Here is a 20,049-nt window from a genome sequence, read left to right as displayed (position 1 = left end):
TGTATTATTACCTTTAAAAGTATCTGCTTGAGCTGAACCTATTACATTTTCAATTGAGTTTAAAGTATCTGTTCCTGCACTTGCACTAATAAACTGTGCAACACCATCTAAACTTAAATCAACATTTACACCTTCTGATGAACTTGAATAGTTTACAGTATCACCAACAGCTGTATTAAGTCCACCATCAATGTTATCATTTCCACCTGCACCATCAATAATATCATCACCTGCTCCACCTTTTAAAGTATTAGCATTTCCATCACCTGTTAAAGTGTCATTTCCATCACTTGCTATGATATTTTCTATTGAAGTAAAGCTATCATTTGCACTTGTAGGAGTAGTAGCAGAACTACCTGTAATAGTTGCTCCACTCATAGTAGCAACTACTTTATCAACTGTAGCATCATCAACATCTAATGAACTGTAATCAACTGTATCACTTCCTGTGTTACCATTGAAGTTATTATCATTTGAATAATCAGTTTTAAATGTATCATCATCAGTTGAACCAATAACATTTTCAATATCAACTAAAGTATCACTTCCTTGGTCTGCCCCAATAGTTTGAGCAGTTCCATCAATACCTAAATCAACAGTAACTCCTGCATTTGCACTTGAATAATCAGCAGTATCAATACCATCTCCACCATCAAGTCTATCGTTTCCAGCACCACCTGCTAAAACATCAGCACCTTCTTTTCCTTCTAGTGTATTGTTTGCATTATTACCTGTAATATTATCACCTAATTGTGTTCCTACTACATTTTCAATATTTGAAATTGTATCATCATCACCTGCTCCACTTACATCAACACTTGTAGTTCCACTATTAGCTAAAGTAACTGTAATAGAGTTTGAATCTAAAGCATTATAATCTACTGTATCACCTGTAGTGTGGTCTCCACCATCTATAACATCAGCACCATCATTTGCACTTGTTGCTATAAATGTATCATTTCCATCACCACCTTTTAGATTATTTGAAGCATCACTTCCTGTAATAACATCATTTCCATCACCACCAATGATATTTTCAATATCATAAAGTGTATCTGTATCACTTCCATCAACAACAGCTGTTCCTGTATCATTTGATAAATCAACTGTTACACTTTTGCTTCCTGTATTTAAATACTCATAAGAAACAGTATCAGCTGATGAGTCATCTACTCTAGCTTCTGACCCACCATATATAGTGTCATTTCCATCTCTACCCATAAAAGTATCATCATTATTATTACCTATAAATAACTCATCTGCTGATGAACCATAAATAGTATCATTTGCATTCGTAGCTTCTATTTCTTGGATATTATTTAGATTATCAGATGAACCATCACCATCATTTGATACTTCTTCTGTTGCATTTTCCATATCAACAACTATTTTTGAAGCAGCATTTGAATAATCAGCTCTATTTATTCCAGCCCCACCTTCTAAAGTATCAGCTCCACCTGCTCCACTTAATGTATCATTTCCTGCACTACCATCTAAAATATTAGCACTTGAATCACCTTTGATAACATCAGCACCAGCACTTCCTGTGATGTTTTCTATATTTTTGATATAGTCATTTGAACCATTATTTACACTAACTGTTGTAACATCTGTAAGTCCTGCTGTGTCAGATGTAATTGATAAGTCTACATTAATATTATGAGTATTATCAAAAGCAGAGTAATCTAATGTATCTCCATTATTATCCTCTTGTCCTTCTTCTCCATCATAATAATCAACTCCATCATCACCACTTTCTAAAGTTTTATCTCCATTTTCATCAAGTCCAGCTTTAAAAGTATCGTCACCATCACCACCAATTAATGTATCATTACCATTGGCACCAACTAGTGTATCATCACCTATATTTCCATCAATTATATTGTTGTCATTATCTCCACCAATATAATCATTACCAACTGTACCTGTGATATTTTCTATATTTTTTAGTTTATCGTTTTCTGTTCCAAGTGAAGCAGTTGCATAGTCATTTGCATCTATATCCATAAGGTTTACATCTACAAAAATAGATTTTGAAGAGTAATCAATAGTATCTCCACCATTTGTCTCTTCACCTTCACCACCATCAATAGTGTCATTTCCATCGCCACCACTTAAAAGGTCACTTCCAACTCCACCATAAAGTGTATCATCATCAGCTCCACCTGATAGTTCATCATCACCATCTCTACCATAAATAATATCAACACCTGCTTCACCATTTATAGTATCATCACCTGTATTTGACTCAATAGTATCTTCATCATGTGTTGCATTTCCACCATAAAGTGTGTCGTTATTATCACCACCTCTAATGAAGTCATTATCAGCTCCACCTTTGATAAGATCATCACCACTATCACCTCTTAGGTCATCAGCTCCGATTCCACCTTCAATAGTATCAGCAGAAGCTCCACCTTCAATAGTATCAGCACCTGCATTACCAATAATAGTATTTTTAAGTCCATCACCTACTATATTATCATCACCTGCTCCACCAATAACATTTTCAATGTTTTTAATAGAGTCATTTTCACCATTTGCAATATTTACAGTAACACTTGAATCTGTATCTAATGAAACATTTATTCCTTGATTTGAAGCTAGTGAAGAGTAATCAATAATATCTCTACTACCACTACCTCCATCTACAATATCCTCACCATCATTTGCACCCATGATAAAGCTATCATTTCCAGCTGCTCCATCTAATACATCATTTCCGCCAAGTCCATCAATAACATCTCTTCCATCACCACCATTGATGTTATTAATCTCACCATTTCCTACTAAAACATCATCATAAGTAGAACCTGTAAGATTTCTAAAGTTATTGATTGTATCTGTGTCATTTGTACCATTTGAGTCTGCATCAGTTGCTGTTGAGATGGCACTATTTGCACTTAAAGTTTCACTATTATATGTATAATCACTACTTGAAAGATTTACATTTACACCAGAACTTACACTTGTAAAGGCAACTGTATTATTACCAGCTCCACCATCTAAGAAGTCATCACCATCATCACCATCTATAACATCATCACCACCAAGTCCTAAGATAGTGTTTACAGAGCTATTTCCTGTTAAGTTATCTACTGCTGTATTTGAACCTGTGATATTCTCAATATTTGCTATTGTGTGATTCGTAGTATCAACTCCAACTTCTACATCTGTATTTGAACCATTATCTTCTAAATTTACTGTAATACCAGAAGTTACAGCACTATAATCAACTGTATCTCCTCTTGTTTCATCAGTATTTCCACCATTGATTATGTCGTCTTTGAAGTCACTACCTTTAAAAGTATCATCACCTGCTCCACCTTGAAGCTCATCAGCTCCTGCATTACCTGTGATTTCATCATCACCTGCTTGTCCATCAAGGATATTTGACTCAGAATTTCCTATTAAAGTATCATCATTGTTTGTACCTGTGATATTCTCTATATTTCTTAAAGTATCACTTTGATTTACTGTAGTACCATCTGTAACTATTGCATTTGCTGTACTTGTATTTGATAGGTCTGCATTTACATAATTTGCTCCGCCAATAGAGCTAAAATCAACTGTATCTTTATTTGAGCTATCATCTGTATCTGTTTGAGAGTCTAAATAACCATCAATAATATCATTTCCATCGCCTAAGTTTACAGTGAAAGTGTCATTTCCTAAACCACCATATAAGAAGTCATTTCCATTTGCACCATCAATTGCATCATTTCCACTAAGTCCTGAAATTGTATTTGCATTTGCATCCCCTGTTAAATTATCTGCTAAATTAGAACCTTCTAAATTCTCAAAGTTTTTGATAGTATCTGTTCCGTCACTACCTGTATTATTTGTTTCAAGACCTAAGTTTACAGTAACACCTGCAAGAGCATTTTTATAAGTTAAAGTATCAACTCCATCACCACCATCTAAGATATTGTTACTTACATTACCCTCAATAGTATCATTGTTTGAAGAACCAATTACATTTTCAATAGAATCATATCTATCTGTATCTCCATAACCATCTGTACCAATTACATTTCTTAAACTAACATCAACAGAGCCTGTATCAAGAGCATATGAAACAGTATCATTTCCTGTTCCACCAATTAAGCTATCAGAACCCTCACCACCAACTAAAATATCATCATTTGCTCCACCATCAAGTGTATTATCTCCACTATCACCTACAATAGTATCACTATTTACACTACCTTTTACATCATCAAAATTTGTAATAGTATCAGTTCCTGTAGTAGCTCCTACTGCTGTTGTAGCATTGATATTATCAGCTGTACCATCACCTGTAATATCACTTGAAATACTCGAACCTAAGTTTACATAAACAGAACTTGAAGCATTTTCAAAAGATATAGTGTCATTTGTACCACTATTAGCATTTAAAATATTATCAGCACTATCACCTTCTATTGTATCTGTTCCTGATGTACCAATGATATTTTCAATGTCAGATAATTGATGATCATTTGAAGAGTTTGCAACCGTAACCCCTGCTACACCTGTGTCATTTAAAGATACTTTTATTCCATTTGCATCACTTAAAGCACTATAATCAACAGTATCACTACCTCTTGAAGTATCTGTATTACTACCACCATTTATAACATCACCTGTAGTATGTCCTACTGTTTGAATAAATGTGTCATTTCCTTCATTTCCATAAAGGCTATCAGCACCTGCATTTCCTGTGATTTCATCATCACCATCTTTTCCTGTGATAACATTTCCTTGGTTGTCACCAATTAGGCTATCAGCAAAGTTTGAACCCTCTAAGTTTTCAATACTAACTAAAGTATCACTACCTAAGTTACCACCTACATTTTGAGAATTTGTATCTGATAAATCAACCGTAACACCAGAACCTGTGGCATCTAAATAGCTTGCAGTATCATTTCCTGCTCCACCATCTATATAGTCATCACCTGCTCCACCTGTGATTGTGTCATCATCATTTTCTCCGTAAAGACTATCATTTGAGCCTCTACCTTCAATAATATCATTTCCATCTCCACCTTTTAAAGTGTTTGAAGTTCCATCACCTATGAAGTTATCTGCATCATCTGTTCCTTGAATAATTTGGATATTTTCTAAAGTATCACTTCCACCTGCTGTTTTTGTAACTTGTTGGGCATTATTTAAGTTTACATTTATAGCTGAACTTTGATTTGAATAATCAGCAATATTTTCAGTTCCATTTCCACCATTTAAAATATCATTACCAGCACTTGATTTTAAAATATCATTTTCATCTGCACCAAATAGTGAATTATCTTTATTGCTTCCTGTAATAACATCAGCTTCGCTTGAACCTATTACATTTTCTATTGAGTTTAAAGTATCTAATTGAGAGTTATCCCCAAATACATTTTGAACTGTGTTATCTGATAGGTCAACTGTTACAGCTTTAGAACCAGAATAATCAACTGTGTCAACCCCTGTGTTTCCTATTAAAGAGTTTGAACCTGCTCCACCTATAAAAGTATCATCTCCTAGTCCACCATCTAAATAATCATCACCACTTCCACCATCAAGTGTATCATTTCCATCATTTCCATAAAGCTCATCATTATCAGCTCCACCTGATAACTTATCAAAACCTGCTCCACCATTTAAAACATCTTCACCAGCTGCTCCATCAATAGAGTCATCACCTGCAAGACCATTTATAGTATTGTCTGAAGTATTTCCAAGAATAACATCTTCAATAGTACTGTTATCACCATCATTGTAGTTAGTAGCATTTATATTTTCAATCTCTGTTAAAGTATCGCTATCTCCACCTTGAACAGTAACATCACCTGTAGTTAGATTTGCGTTTATTTTGTGACCATCAAAATCACTTCCACTATAATCTACTATATCAGTGTTAACTCCACCATCTATAGCATCATTTGTAGTATCAAGGTCTTCATTACTTGCTTGAAAATTTGCAGTAATTATGTCATTACCAGCTCCACCATCAATAACATCATCACCGGCATCACCTGATAACTTATCATTATCATCTCCACCTAGTAATTCATCATCTCCTGTTCCACCAAATAAAGTATCTTCTCCTGCTTCACCACTTAAAGTATCATCACCTGCATTACCTCTTAAAGTATCATCTCCACCTCTTGAGATAAATACATCTTTTAAACTATCACCAGTCATAGTATCATCAAAGTTTGTAGCAATAATAGTTTCAGTGTTGATTACACTATCAGTTCCATTTGAGCCTTTATTTACACTATATTCATTTGTACCTGTGTTTGTTGTAAGTATAATTTCTTGAGTTTGATTTGAGTAATCAACTGTATCATTATTAGCTCCACCATCAAGAGTATCATCCCCGGCACTCGATTTTAAAGAATCATCTCCACTTGAACCAAATAATGAGTTATCTTCAACATTTCCAGTTATTTCATCATTTGATGTTGAACCAGTTACATTTTCAATTGAGCTTAATTTATCATTTTGAGTTCCATCACCAAATACATCTTGTGAAGATAAAATAGATAAGTCAACTGTTACAGCTTTAGAACCTGAGTAATCAACTGTATCAATTCCATCATTTCCTACTAATGAGTTAGAACCTGCGCCACCTTTAAGTGTATCATTTCCTACTCCACCATCTAAGTAGTCATCATTATCTCCACCATCTAGTACATCATCATCTGCATTTCCGTATAGTGAATCCTCTCCTGTTCCACCTTCAATTAAATCATTTCCGGCATCACCGTATAATGTATCATTATCTGCTCCACCATCTATAGTATCAAATCCTGCTCCACCTCGGATAATATCGTCATTCTCATTTCCTACTAAAGAGTCATCTCCTGCCATACCATTTATACTATTAGCTTTATCATCTCCTATGATAATATCATCTATTGTATTTGTATCTGTATCATCATAATTTGTTCCTATGATATTCTCTACATTTGTTACAGTATCACTATCTGCTCCATCTGCTGTGATTGTATTTGTTGACAAGTTTGCATTTATTTTATGACTATCAAATTCACTTCCACTATAATCTATTGTATCCGTATCATTTCCACCATCTATAATGTCATTATCATTATCTGCATCATCCCCTGAGGCTTGGTAGCTTGCTACTATCTTATCTTCACCTGTTCCACCTTGGATGTTGTCATCGCCTTCATCCCCATAAATAGTGTCATTATTATCACCTGCTGTGATTGTATCATCACCTGCATTTCCATGGATTATATCTGCACCTGCTCCACCATCTATTGAATCATCTCCACCATTTGCATTTATTACATCTGCTCCGGCATTTCCTAAGAATGTATCTGAATTATCACTACCTGTTAAGTTATCATCACCTTGTGAAGCACTAATAATTTCTATATTTTTTAACTCATCAAAAGAGCCTTGTCCATCATTTGTTACTTGGTTTCCATTTGCATCTGGTGTTTTTAGATTTACAGTTATTGCATTTGCTTGATTTGAGTAATCAGCTATATCTTCAAGTCCATCTCCACCATCTAAAATATCATTTCCTGCATTTCCTATTAAGGTATCATTCTCAACTCCACCAAATAGTGAATTATCTTCTGAATCACCTTTTATAGTATCTTTTTGATTTGAACCAATTACATTTTCTATACTATTTAAAATAACATCATCATCTGCTGTACCACCAACATCTTGGGCTGAACTATTTGATAAATCTACATTTATAGTTGTTGTTGCATCTTCGAAACTAACTGTATCTGTATCTGTTCCACCATTTAGTTCATCTAATCCCTCAGTTGTACTTGCAAATAAAGTATCATCTCCTGCTTGACCTAATAATGAATCATCTCCTGCTCCACCTTTAAGTGTATCATTTCCTACTCCACCATCTAAGTAGTCATCATTATCTCCACCATCTAGTACATCATCATCTGCATTTCCGTATAGTGAATCCTCTCCTGTTCCACCTTCAATTAAATCATTTCCAGCATCACCGTATAATGTATCATTATCTGCTCCACCATCTATAGTATCAAATCCTGCTCCACCTCGGATAATATCGTCATTCTCATTTCCTACTAAAGAGTCATCTCCTGCCATACCATTTATACTATTAGCTTTATCATCTCCTATGATAATATCATCTATTGTATTTGTATCTGAATCATCATAATTTGTTCCTATGATATTCTCTACATTTGTTACAGTATCACTATCTGCTCCATCTGCTGTGATTGTATTTGTTGACAAGTTTGCATTTATTTTATGACTATCAAATTCACTTCCACTATAATCTATTGTATCCGTATCATTTCCACCATCTATAATGTCATTATCATTATCTGCATCATCCCCTGAGGCTTGGTAGCTTGCTACTATCTTATCTTCACCTGTTCCACCTTGGATGTTGTCATCGCCAGCTTCACCACTTAAAGTATCAGCACCAGCTCCACCTTCAAGTAAATCCTCGCCAGTTCCTCCATAAAGTGAATCATCACCTTCTTGACCTTGTAAAGTGTCATTTCCAGCTTCACCTCTTAGAATATCAGCTTCATCTCCTGCAACAAAGATATCATCATTTGCACCACCAGTCATAGTATCTTTATAGTCTGTCCCTACAACTTCTTCAATATTTGTTAGAGTATCTGTTCCATCTATATCTTTATCTACACTATAGTCAGTTCCTGATGATGTAAGAATGATTTTTTGATTTTGGCTTGCATAAGACATTTGATCATTATTTGCTCCACCATCTATATAATCATCCCCAGCACTTGCATTTATAGTATCATCGCCATCTAAACCTTTTATAGTATTCCCACCTACTTGGTCATCACCTGTAAGAATATCTTTGAAGTTTGAACCCTCTGCATTTTCTATATTTTTAATGATTAAATCATTGTTTCCATCACCATTTGTATCTTGTGCTGTAGTTTTTGATAAATCAAGTGTTACACCAGTTGTTGCGTTGTCTGCATAACTTACATAATCTTCATCAGTTAGACTTATACTTCCATCAGCATTCTCACCACCATCAAGATAGTCAGTTCCAGTTGTAGTACCTCTTGCAAATAAAGTATCATTTCCTGCATTACCAATAAGTGTATTTGCTTTTTCATTTCCTTTTAAAATATCATTACCTAAACCACCAATAACACCTTCAATATCTTTGAATGTATCCGTTCCTTGTGATGTACTAATAAATTTAGTTCCATCAGCAATATCAACATCTAAATCTTCGCTTGCTTGGCTATAATCTACAGTATCATTATCTGCCCCACCATCAAGGTAGTCATCACCAGCACCACCTCTTAAAGTATCATCTCCATCATTACCATATAAAGAGTTGTTTTCACTATTACCAAATAAGCTGTCACCTAAATTAGTACCCTTTACATTTTCAATGTCTTTTATTTCATGGTCTTGTGTTCTTGTTCCTACAGTAACATCAGTTGTAACTCCACTTTCACCTAATACTACATCAACTTTTGAAGTTAGAGAACTATAATCAAGAGTATCTCCTCCATTATCTTCATTTGCTTCGCCACCATCAATTACATCAAATCTTGATTCATCGGCAGTTGAAGTAAATTCAAAAGTATCATCTCCTGCATTACCATATAAAATATCTCCACTACCACCACCTCTAATAGTGTCATCTCCGTCATTACCTACAATAGTATTTACATTTACATCACCTATTAAGTAATCATCATAATTTGTAGCATCAATATTTTCAATATTTAAAACAGAATCATTTTCATCGTCTATATCAAAGTCATTATCATTTTGTGTATCAACTGTTGCTTGTCCATTTTCTAAGTCAACTTTTACAGCATTTAATCTATCACTATAATCAACTTTGTCAACTCCATCACCACCATCAAGTAGATCTTCTCCTAGACCACCTTTCAAGATGTCATTTCCATCTTCTGCTTTTAGTGTATCATCACCTGCATTACCTGTAAGTTCATCATTTCCTGCACCTGCTATGAAAATATCTTTTGAATCCGTTCCAGTAAGTTCATCATTGTAGCTTGTAGCAATAACTGTATCTATACCATCTAAAGTATCCGTTCCTCCTGCTACTTTATCAACTGTATAGTCTGCACTACCTGAATTTTGTGTAAGAGTTATTTTTTTAGACTGAGCTGAATAATCAACTATATCATCTAAAGAAGTATCTGATGTTTCATTTCCTCCATAAATATAGTCATCTCCTGCACTTGCATTTATAGAGTCAGCTCCATCTAAACCTTTTATGATATTGTTTGAGCTATTTCCAGTAATAATATCATTACCATTACTTCCCTCAACATTTTCTATGTTTTTTATAATTAAATCAGCACCATTTACACCATCTGTATCTTGTTGGGCTGTTGTTGATAAATCTACATTTATTCCAGTTGAGCTATAAGAGAAGCTTACAAAGTCCCCACCATTTGTAGTATTATCCCCACCATCTAAATAATCAATTCCTGAACCTGTACTTACACCATTTCCAAGTAATGTATCATCTCCATCATTTCCTATAAGTGTATTTGCTCCTGTGTTTCCTGTAAGTTTATCATTTCCACTTCCACCAATGATTCCTTCAATATCTTTAAAAGTATCAGTTCCTTGTGAAGCACTAATAAACTTAGTTCCATCTGTAATATCTACATCTAAATCTTCACTTGCATTTTGGTAATCTACAGTGTCATTTCCAGCTCCACCATCAAGTAAATCATTTCCTGCTCCACCAGATAATGTATCGTTATTATTTCCACCATAAAGTTCGTCATTTCCTGCATTACCTGTTAATGTATCATTATCATCATTACCTTTTAAAGTATTGTCTTCTGAGTTACCAGTAATAATATCTTTTTGATTAGTTCCATCTACATGCTCTATATCTTTTATTTGATGATCGTTTACATTTGAGATAATTACATCAGTTTCAATTCCTGCTTCTCCTAATGTTACGTTAACTCCATTAGTTACTGAACTATAATCAACTCTATCTCCTGCAGTCTCATCTGTTTCACCACCATCAATATAATCACCTGTTGTTTCACTAGAAGTTTTGAAAGTAAAAGTATCATCACCTGCGTTTCCAGTAAGATAATCAGCACCCATTCCACCTTCAAGTAAATCATCGCCTGCATTACCTATTAAAGTATTGTTTGAATTATTACCTATTAAAGTATCATTTCCTGCTGTGGCTTCTATATTTTCTATATTTAAAAGTGAATCTTGTTCATCACCTGCACCAAAAGTATCATCATTTGATGTATCAATAATTGCTTCATTATTTGTAAGGTCAACTTTAATCTCATCAGTTCTTAAACTATAATCAACTGTGTCCCCAATAGAAGTATTATCCCCTCCATCTAAAATATCATTTCCAGTTCCGCCAATAAGTTTATCATCACCATCTTCTCCATATAATGAGTCATCACCTGCATTACCTATTAGTTCATCATTTCCAGAACCACTTTTAAATACATCTTTTTGATTATCTCCTGTCATAGTATCATCATACGATGAACCTATAACTTCTTCTATATTTGTTAAAGAATCACTAGATGAGCTAGCTGTTTTATTTACAGTATAGTTTGAAGTTCCTGCTTGTGTAGTTAATACTACTTTTTGAGTTTGATTTGAATAATCAACCACATCAATATCATTTGATGTAGCATCAACTCCACCATTAAGAGTATCAGTTCCTGCACTACTTATAATAGAGTCACTTCCCTCATGGCCGTCTATGTTATTATTTTCATCATTACCTGTGATAGTATCTTTTAGTTGAGACCCTATAATATTTTCAATACCCTCAACTGTGTCAAAATCTCCTACTACAATTTCCTGTGAAGCTGTAAGACTTAAATCGATTTCAATACCATTTGTTGTGTAGTTTGAGTAATCGATAGTATCAATACCATTTGCACCACCATTTATTACATTTGATACATTTCCACTTTGCATGATGAAAGTATCATTGTTTTTTGTTCCTGTAACATTTTCAATGCTATTGAAAGTATCTGTATCAGTTCCATTTGAAACAGTAGCAGTATTTGAAGTAAAATCAGCAATTACACTATTTGAGCTTGTATCTAAATAAGAGTAGTCAGCTGTATCATTTCCAGCTCCTCCTATTAAGTTATCATCGCCTTCATTACCAATTAAAGTATCATCTCCTGTTTGTCCATGAAGTTCATCATTTCCAGTTCCACCATACAAAGTATCAGCACCATCAGTAGATGTTAAGTCATCAGTAGATGAAGCACCATAAATAGTATCATCCCCTGCTCCACCAGAGATAACATCAGCTCCACCCATACCCTCAAAAGTATTTGAAACATTATCATCTATGTCACCTGTGATTTCATCATCATTTTTTGAAGCTCTAATATTTTCAATACCATAAAGTTTATCTACAGAACTTGCATTATATTGAACTTCTCCTGCTTGACTTGATGTATCATCTCCATCATTCATATTAGCATTTATTCCAATACTACTTGTAATGCCTGAGTAATCAACAGTATCAATACCTAAACCTGATAAAGCATCATTATTCGTTTCATCAATCTCTTTACTATCTAAAGTCTCAGACTGCCCACCTATTAAAGTATTACTATTTGTTCCTCCAATAAGCCAGTCATCACCAACTCCACCTACTAATCTATTTTGTTGGTCATTTCCAATTAGTGTATCATCACCTGCTCCACCTTCAAGATTTTCAACATTTTTGATAAATAAATTTCCAGCTGCACCTGCATTTTGATAAGTATCTACATCTCCATCAGGGTCATTATAAGAGTGTCCATCTCCATCGTATTCTAAACCAAGATTTATAGTAACATCTTGTGTTTCATCTTTAATATAACTATAACTTACAAAATCTGTACCATTTCCACCATCAATATAATCATAAGAAGATGAAGCTCCTCCACCAAGTAAAGTATCATCTCCATTATTTCCTATTAGAGTATTAGCCTGCGATGTTCCTTTGATAGTATCATCATAATCTCCACCAATAGCACCCTCAATAGAGATAAAAGTATCTTTTCCTAAACCAGCACCAACATCAACTTCACCAGAAGCATTTAAATCAATATTTAAATCTCCTGTGGCATCAGAAAAATCAGCAGTATCAATATCATCACCAATACCACCATTTAAAATATCATCACCAACGCCACCTTTTAAAGTATCTTTTCCAAGACCTCCATCAAGTGAATCATCTCCGTCTTTACCTTCAAGTACATCATCACCTGCATTTCCGCTAAGTGTATTAGCTGAATCATTTCCTATAAGTGAATCATCATTTTTTGATCCAGTAACATTTTCAAAGTTTTTTAAAATGTCAGTACCAACAGCATCACCACCATCTAAGTCACTTGCAGTTTCATTTGATAAGTCTGCTTTTACACCACTTGTATATGCTGTAATATCATCTAAATAAGAGTAATCTACACTATCACCAACAGAAGTATTAGAACCTCCATCTAAATAGTCATTTCCTCTTCCACCTTCAACATTATCGTCACCTGCATTTGTAATAATAGTGTTATTTAAATCATCACCTGTAATAGTATCATCACCACTACCTGTTGTAATATTTTCTACATTTTTAATACTGTCATTATCAACACCATCAATCTTTAAAATAGCTTCAGTTGAGCCATTTAAAGTTACTTCTATATCTCCTGAAATATTTTGATAATCTAAAGTATCTAAATCCTCTCCACCATCTATAGAGTCAATCCCATCATTATCACTACCCTTAAAAGTGTCATTTCCGGCATTTCCTTCAAGTACATCAGCTCCAGCTTGACCATCTATAACATCATTTCCTTCATTTGCTATAAATGTATCAGAGTTATCACTTCCTGTTAAATTATCATTACCTTGTGAAGCTTTGATGATTTCTATATTTTCTAAAGTATCAAAAGAACCTTGCCCATCATTCGTTACTTGGTTTCCATTTGAATCTGGTGTTTTTAAATTTACAGTAATTGCATTTGTTTGATTAGAGTAATCAGCTACATCTTCAAGACCTGCACCACCGTTTAAAGTATCATTTCCTGCATTTCCTACTAAGGTATCATTTCCAGTTGAACCAAATAAAGAGTTATCTTCTGCATTTCCTTTGATTATATCATTTGCACTAGAACCTGTAACATTTTCTATTGATAAAAGAGTATCATTTGAAGTTCCATCAGAAAATACATCTTGTGAAGTTGTGATATTTAAATCAACATTTACAGCCTTACTTCCACTATAATCAGCTGTATCAACTCCTAGATTACCATTAAGTAAATTATCTCCTGAACCACTACTTAAAGTATCATCTCCAAGTCCACCATCAAGTTCATCTGTTCCACTTCCGGCAATTAATGTATCATTTCCAACATCACCAAAAAGCTTATCATCACCAGCTCCACCATCTAACTTATCAAAACCTTCTCCACCATAAAGTTCATCATTTCCAGCTGCACCATTTAGTGAATCATCACCTTTTTCACCTTTGAAAGTATTATCATTTTCATCTCCAACAATAACATCTTCTATAGTAGAATTATCTCCATCATTGTAGTTTGTACCTGTAACATTTTCAATGTTTGAGATTTCATCACGGTCACCATCTTGAACTGACACAATACCTGATGATAAATCTGCATTTATCTTATGTCCATCAAAGTCAGTTCCACTGTAATCAATAGTATCAATACCTGTTCCACCATCAATTACATCATTTACATCGTTTGTGTCAGAATTTGAAGCTTGAAAGTTGGCTATTACTTTATCATTTCCAGCATCACCATTTATATTATCATCACCTGACCCACCTGATAAAGTATCTTCACCAAGACCACCGTTTAGATTATCATTTCCTTCATTTCCATAGATAGTGTCATTTCCTACACCACCATAAATAGTATCATCACCTTCACCACCTAAAAGATAATCATTACCATCTTGTCCATAAATAGTATCATTTCCAGCTCTACCATAAATAGTGTCATCACCGTTTTGACCTTCAAGAATATTAGCCTTGCTATCTCCTTTGATATTATCATCTTGAGAAGTACCAACAACTCTTTCTATATCTATTAAAGTATCAGTTGTTCCATCTGTTAAATCAGCTGTTCCACTCTCTAAATCAACATCAATTGATAAACCAGAACTTGTTGAGTAATCAGCTGTATCAATAAAAGTTTTTGCAGTATCAGTAGCATTTGAAAGCCCACTTACATTTTGAGTAGTTTGAAGTAATAATTCATTTCCATTTCGAACTAAATTACCTAAAGATAAATCTGTATTTTTTGAGTTAAAGTCGTCAACTAAAGCATCTAACATTGTATCTTCATTTGCACTAGCACTTGTAGATATAGTAACAGCTCCAATTACAAAAGACACAGCTATTGAAGGATTAGTAATTCTAATTGTATGAGAGTCTTGATTTCTTCCACCATCTAATACATCATTTCCAGCTTTTCCTATTAAAGTGTCATTTCCATAGCCACCTTGTAAAGTATTATCTTCACTATTTCCTGTAAATGTATCATCACCAAAGCTTCCTTCAATGTTTTCAACACCTGAAATTATTAGATTTCCTGCTCCTGTATTTTGAGCTGCATTATCTGATAAATCAACTTTAATATCATTTGATGTGAACCCAAAACTAACCCAGTCATTTCCATCTCCACCTGATAAAGTATCATCTCCACCAAAGCCAATTAAAGTATCATTTCCACCATTACCAACTAGGTTATTTTCTGTATTTGTACCTATTAAAGTATCATCATTAGAACCACCTAAAACACCCTCAATTGAATCAAAAGAATCAATACCTAGACCAGTAGAAACCTCTCTTGGTGTAGTAGATTTTAAATCAATAAATAGTTTTTCATCTACATCAGAATAATCAGCAGTATCAACTCCATCTCCACCAATAAAGCTATCATCACCAGCTCCACCTTTTAAAGTATCATCACCTGCTTTACCATCTAAAATATTGTCTTGGCTATCTCCTGAAATAATATCATCATGTTTTGTACCAGTAACATTTTCAATGTTTTCTAAAGTATCTATGTTATTGTTATTTAAGTCAACACCTCTGTTGTTTGATAAATCAACATTAACACCTTGGCTATCTGTTAATATGTTATCAATATAAGAATAATCAACTGTATCTATATCATCTCCACCGTCTAAATAATCATTACCTTTACCACCAGCTAGAGTATCATCACCTTCTTGACCTTTGATGATGTTATTGTTTTCATCACCAGTAATTGTATCGTCAGTTTGTGAACCTATTACATTTTCAACTTGAAAAATAGTATCTTTATTTACTCCATTTTCTTTTAAAAATGCAGGGTTATTTGAATCTAATGTAAGTTCAATGCTATTATTTCTTGCACTATAATCTATAGTATCTGTTCCACTATTTCCTGTGAGTGTATCATTCCCATCACTTGCAAGTAAAGTATCATTTCCACTATTTCCATCAATTACATTATTTTCATTATTTCCACCTAAAGTATCTGCAAACTCTGAACCTGTGATATTTTCAACATCTTTTACAGTATCTTCTTCTAAACCAATTGTTGCAGTTGCTTCAAGACCAGTATTAGCAAGTGTTAATTTAACAGCATTAGAATCAGAATAGTCAACTAAATCTACTCCATCTCCACCATCAAGAATATCATTTCCGGAACCACCTATTAAAGTATCATTATCTGCCCCACCTTCAAGTTTATCAGCTCCTGCTCCACCCTCAAGAGTGTCATTTCCTGCATCGCCATAAAGTTCATCATTTCCACTATTTCCTAACAGTGTATCTGAATCATTTCCTCCATAAATAGTGTCATTTCCACCATTTCCATCTATATAGTCATCCCCATCTAAACCATATAAATCATTTGAAGCATTTGAGCCAGTTATTGAATCATTTTGAGAACTTCCCTCTACATTTTCAATATTTCTTACAATAATATCTTGAGTTCCTGTGTTTTGCTTATCTGTTAAAGATAGATCAATAGTAATTGAGCTATTTAAATTACTAAAACTTACAAGGTCATCATTTCCTGCTCCACCATCTAAATAGTCATAGCCAGAAGCTGAACTTCCATTTGCAAATAAAGTATCATTTCCTGCTCCACCTAAAAGTGTATTATCTTGAGCATTTCCACTTAATGTATCATCAGAACTTGTACCAGTTAGATTTTCAATATTTACTAAAGTATCTGTACCTGCATTTTTTGTATCTTGGGCAGCTGTAGTTTCTAAGGATACTTCAACCCCACCTGATGTAATATCGGCATAACTAGCTGTATCACTAGAGCCATCTCCACCATCAAGCGTATCATCTCCTAGTCCACCAATAAGTAAGTCATCTTCTGTTCCACCTTTTAAAGTGTCATTTCCTATTCCACCATCAAGAGTGTCAACTCCTCTGTCACCCTCTAGAATATTGTCTTCATTATCACCTGTGATAGTATCATTGAATTTTGAACCTATTACATTTTCAACACCTACAATATCATCAAGACCTTCACCACCTGATGCCTGTTCATTTAATAAATCTACAATTTGAGCTGATGAAGAGTTAGAGAAATCTACTGTGTCATTTCCTAAACCACCTTCAATGATATCATTTCCTTCTCCACCAACTATAGTATCATTTCCAGCTCCTGCGTTGATACTGTCATTTCCAGTTCCAGCATTAATTTCATCATTTCCTGCACCAGAATTTAGACTATCATTTCCTTCACCTGCATTTAAAGTATCTTCTCCACTTCCAGAGATTAAAGTATCATTACCTTCTCCACCATCAAGAGTATTATCTCCTTCTCCTGCATCTAATATATCATTACCGGCATGACCTATTAATTCATCATTTCCATCTAGTCCTGAGATACTATTATCTTCATCATTACCTTCTAGTTTATCATTTTGTGATGAACCTATAATATTTTCAAAATCTTCTAAAATATCAGTTCCCTGACCTGTAGCAGAACCTATTTGATCATTTGCACTATCACTTTGTAAATCAACTGTAACACCTACATTACTGTTTTCAAAAGATACTGTATCACTACCAGATGAACCTATTAGTTTATCATCTCCTGCTCCACCATTTATAGTGTCATTTCCTGCTCCACCATCTATAGTGTCATTTCCTGCTTTCCCATCTATAGTATCATCTCCAGCATTACCATCTATAACATTGTCAAGACTAGAACCAGTTAGAATATCATTATCTTGTGTACCTAAAATATTTTCAACATTACTTACAGTATCTGTTCCATCACCTGTGATAATTCCAGTTTCTAAGTTAGCATTAATACCTATATTGTTTTGATTATCAATACTTGAAAAATCAATAGTATCTATACCACTTCCTGCATCTAAAGAGTCATCACCTAAACCTAGAATAATAGTATCATCACCACTTCCTGATGAAATCTCATCATTTCCAGATCCTGCATCTATTGTGTCATTCCCAGTTCCAGCACTAATAGTATCATTACCAGTACCAGCAGTTATAGTATCATCATCTTCGCCTGAGTCAATAACATCATCATTTGAACCTGAATCTATAATATCTTCGCCAGTATTACCATAAATAGTGTCTTTTCCACTTCCAGTTGTTACTGTATCATTTGCTATTCCACCATAGATTGTATTATCTAAAGTTTGTGATCCTTTGATTAAATTGTCATTTATATTTGCAGTTACAACAAATCCTGTAGGAAGGGCATTTCCCGCACTATCAACTGCCTCTTTGTTGTAGTAATAATCTGACTTAGTAGGATTTTCAAGAAGCTCTTTTATATTTAAACCATATTCATTTTCTGCTTTTATTTCAGTCAGAACAGGTGTTTCAACATCTGCTTTTTTATCTTCTGAAACATTATTTATATCAAACTTTGAAGTAGCTTCTATTTTTAAAGTTGCATTTTCAATATCATTTACAGTTACATTTGTAGTGTCAACCGAGAAAGTAATCAAGGCATTTCCACTTCCATCTACGATAAAACCTTCAATCTCATCTGTATCAGGATTATCTTTTGTTAAAGTATAAGTATTTCCTGATTTAGTAGCATATTTAACATCAAAACCACTTGGCAAATCATCTCCACTAATTACTACTTTATCTAAAGCAAAACCAGTACCTTGGTTTGGTTTAATCGTAATAGTTCTTGAAGTTTTATTTGCATCAAAAAGTGAGCTATCATCCGCATGTATAACTACATTGCTATACTGACTTGCTGTAATCGCTGAATAATCTAAAGTCTCCTTTTGAGATTGGTTTAAAACATCACTACTTATATTTGTATCACTCTCAGATGGGTAATAGTTTCCATAAGCAACACCACCACCACCTTGAACAGTAAGTGTTGTACCATCTGATGAATCAATTGCATTAACATGTTGAATATCTATATCAAACTCTAAAGTAGGCGTAACACCCTCTGTTTTTGAAGTTTCACTACTACTTGAACTATCTTGTGCATCATCTGTAAAAACAACCTCTACAACTTCTGGTGCTGGTTCTGGTGGTAGTTCAAATTCATTATCGTCAGTTTTTTCTTCAAGATCTTGTTCAGGGGCAACTTCAACTTCTTGAATTATAACTTGTGGTGCAGTTTGAGGGTTTTGTTGTGTTTCATCACCCTCTTCATTCTCTTTTGCTGTATTATCAGGAATATTTACATCGATATTTGAAACTAAAGAATCAATAGGCAAGGAGTTGATTTCTTCAACTTCAGATAAAATATCACCAAGGCTAAGCTGTTTTCCAGAGTTACTAGCAAATCTTGGTGGTGTGTCGTTGTAGCCCATAAGAGCCATTGAAACAAAAGTAAAAGTTCCTTGGTTGGGAATATCAATTACAATATCCCCACCAACTAACTCATACTCTAAATCTTCCAAGTTATAACCTGGAATTTTAAAATCAACTAAATCCCCAGGTCTTACATAAACTGAAACATTTTCACCCTGTTGGGGTTTATCTACAATCTTAACACTTTTGTTTTGATACTTTACATATTTATTATCTGTTGCCAT

General features: G+C 34.1%; 1 protein-coding gene (cut by a window edge). It reads right to left on the bottom strand.

What is annotated here, in order from left to right; genetic code table 11:
- Positions 1-20,049, bottom strand: the 5' portion of a protein-coding gene (locus NJU99_RS06785) for a hypothetical protein (protein ID WP_254577971.1). It extends 19,221 nt beyond the left edge of the window; 20,049 of the gene's 39,270 nt are visible here — the first part of the coding sequence; its start codon is at positions 20,047-20,049; its stop codon lies beyond the left edge, outside the window.

The organism is Arcobacter roscoffensis, from assembly GCF_024267655.1.
Lineage (GTDB): Bacteria > Campylobacterota > Campylobacteria > Campylobacterales > Arcobacteraceae > Arcobacter_B > Arcobacter_B roscoffensis.
Note: the sequence above shows the minus strand (reverse complement) of the source record. Positions and strands in the feature narration are given on the sequence as shown.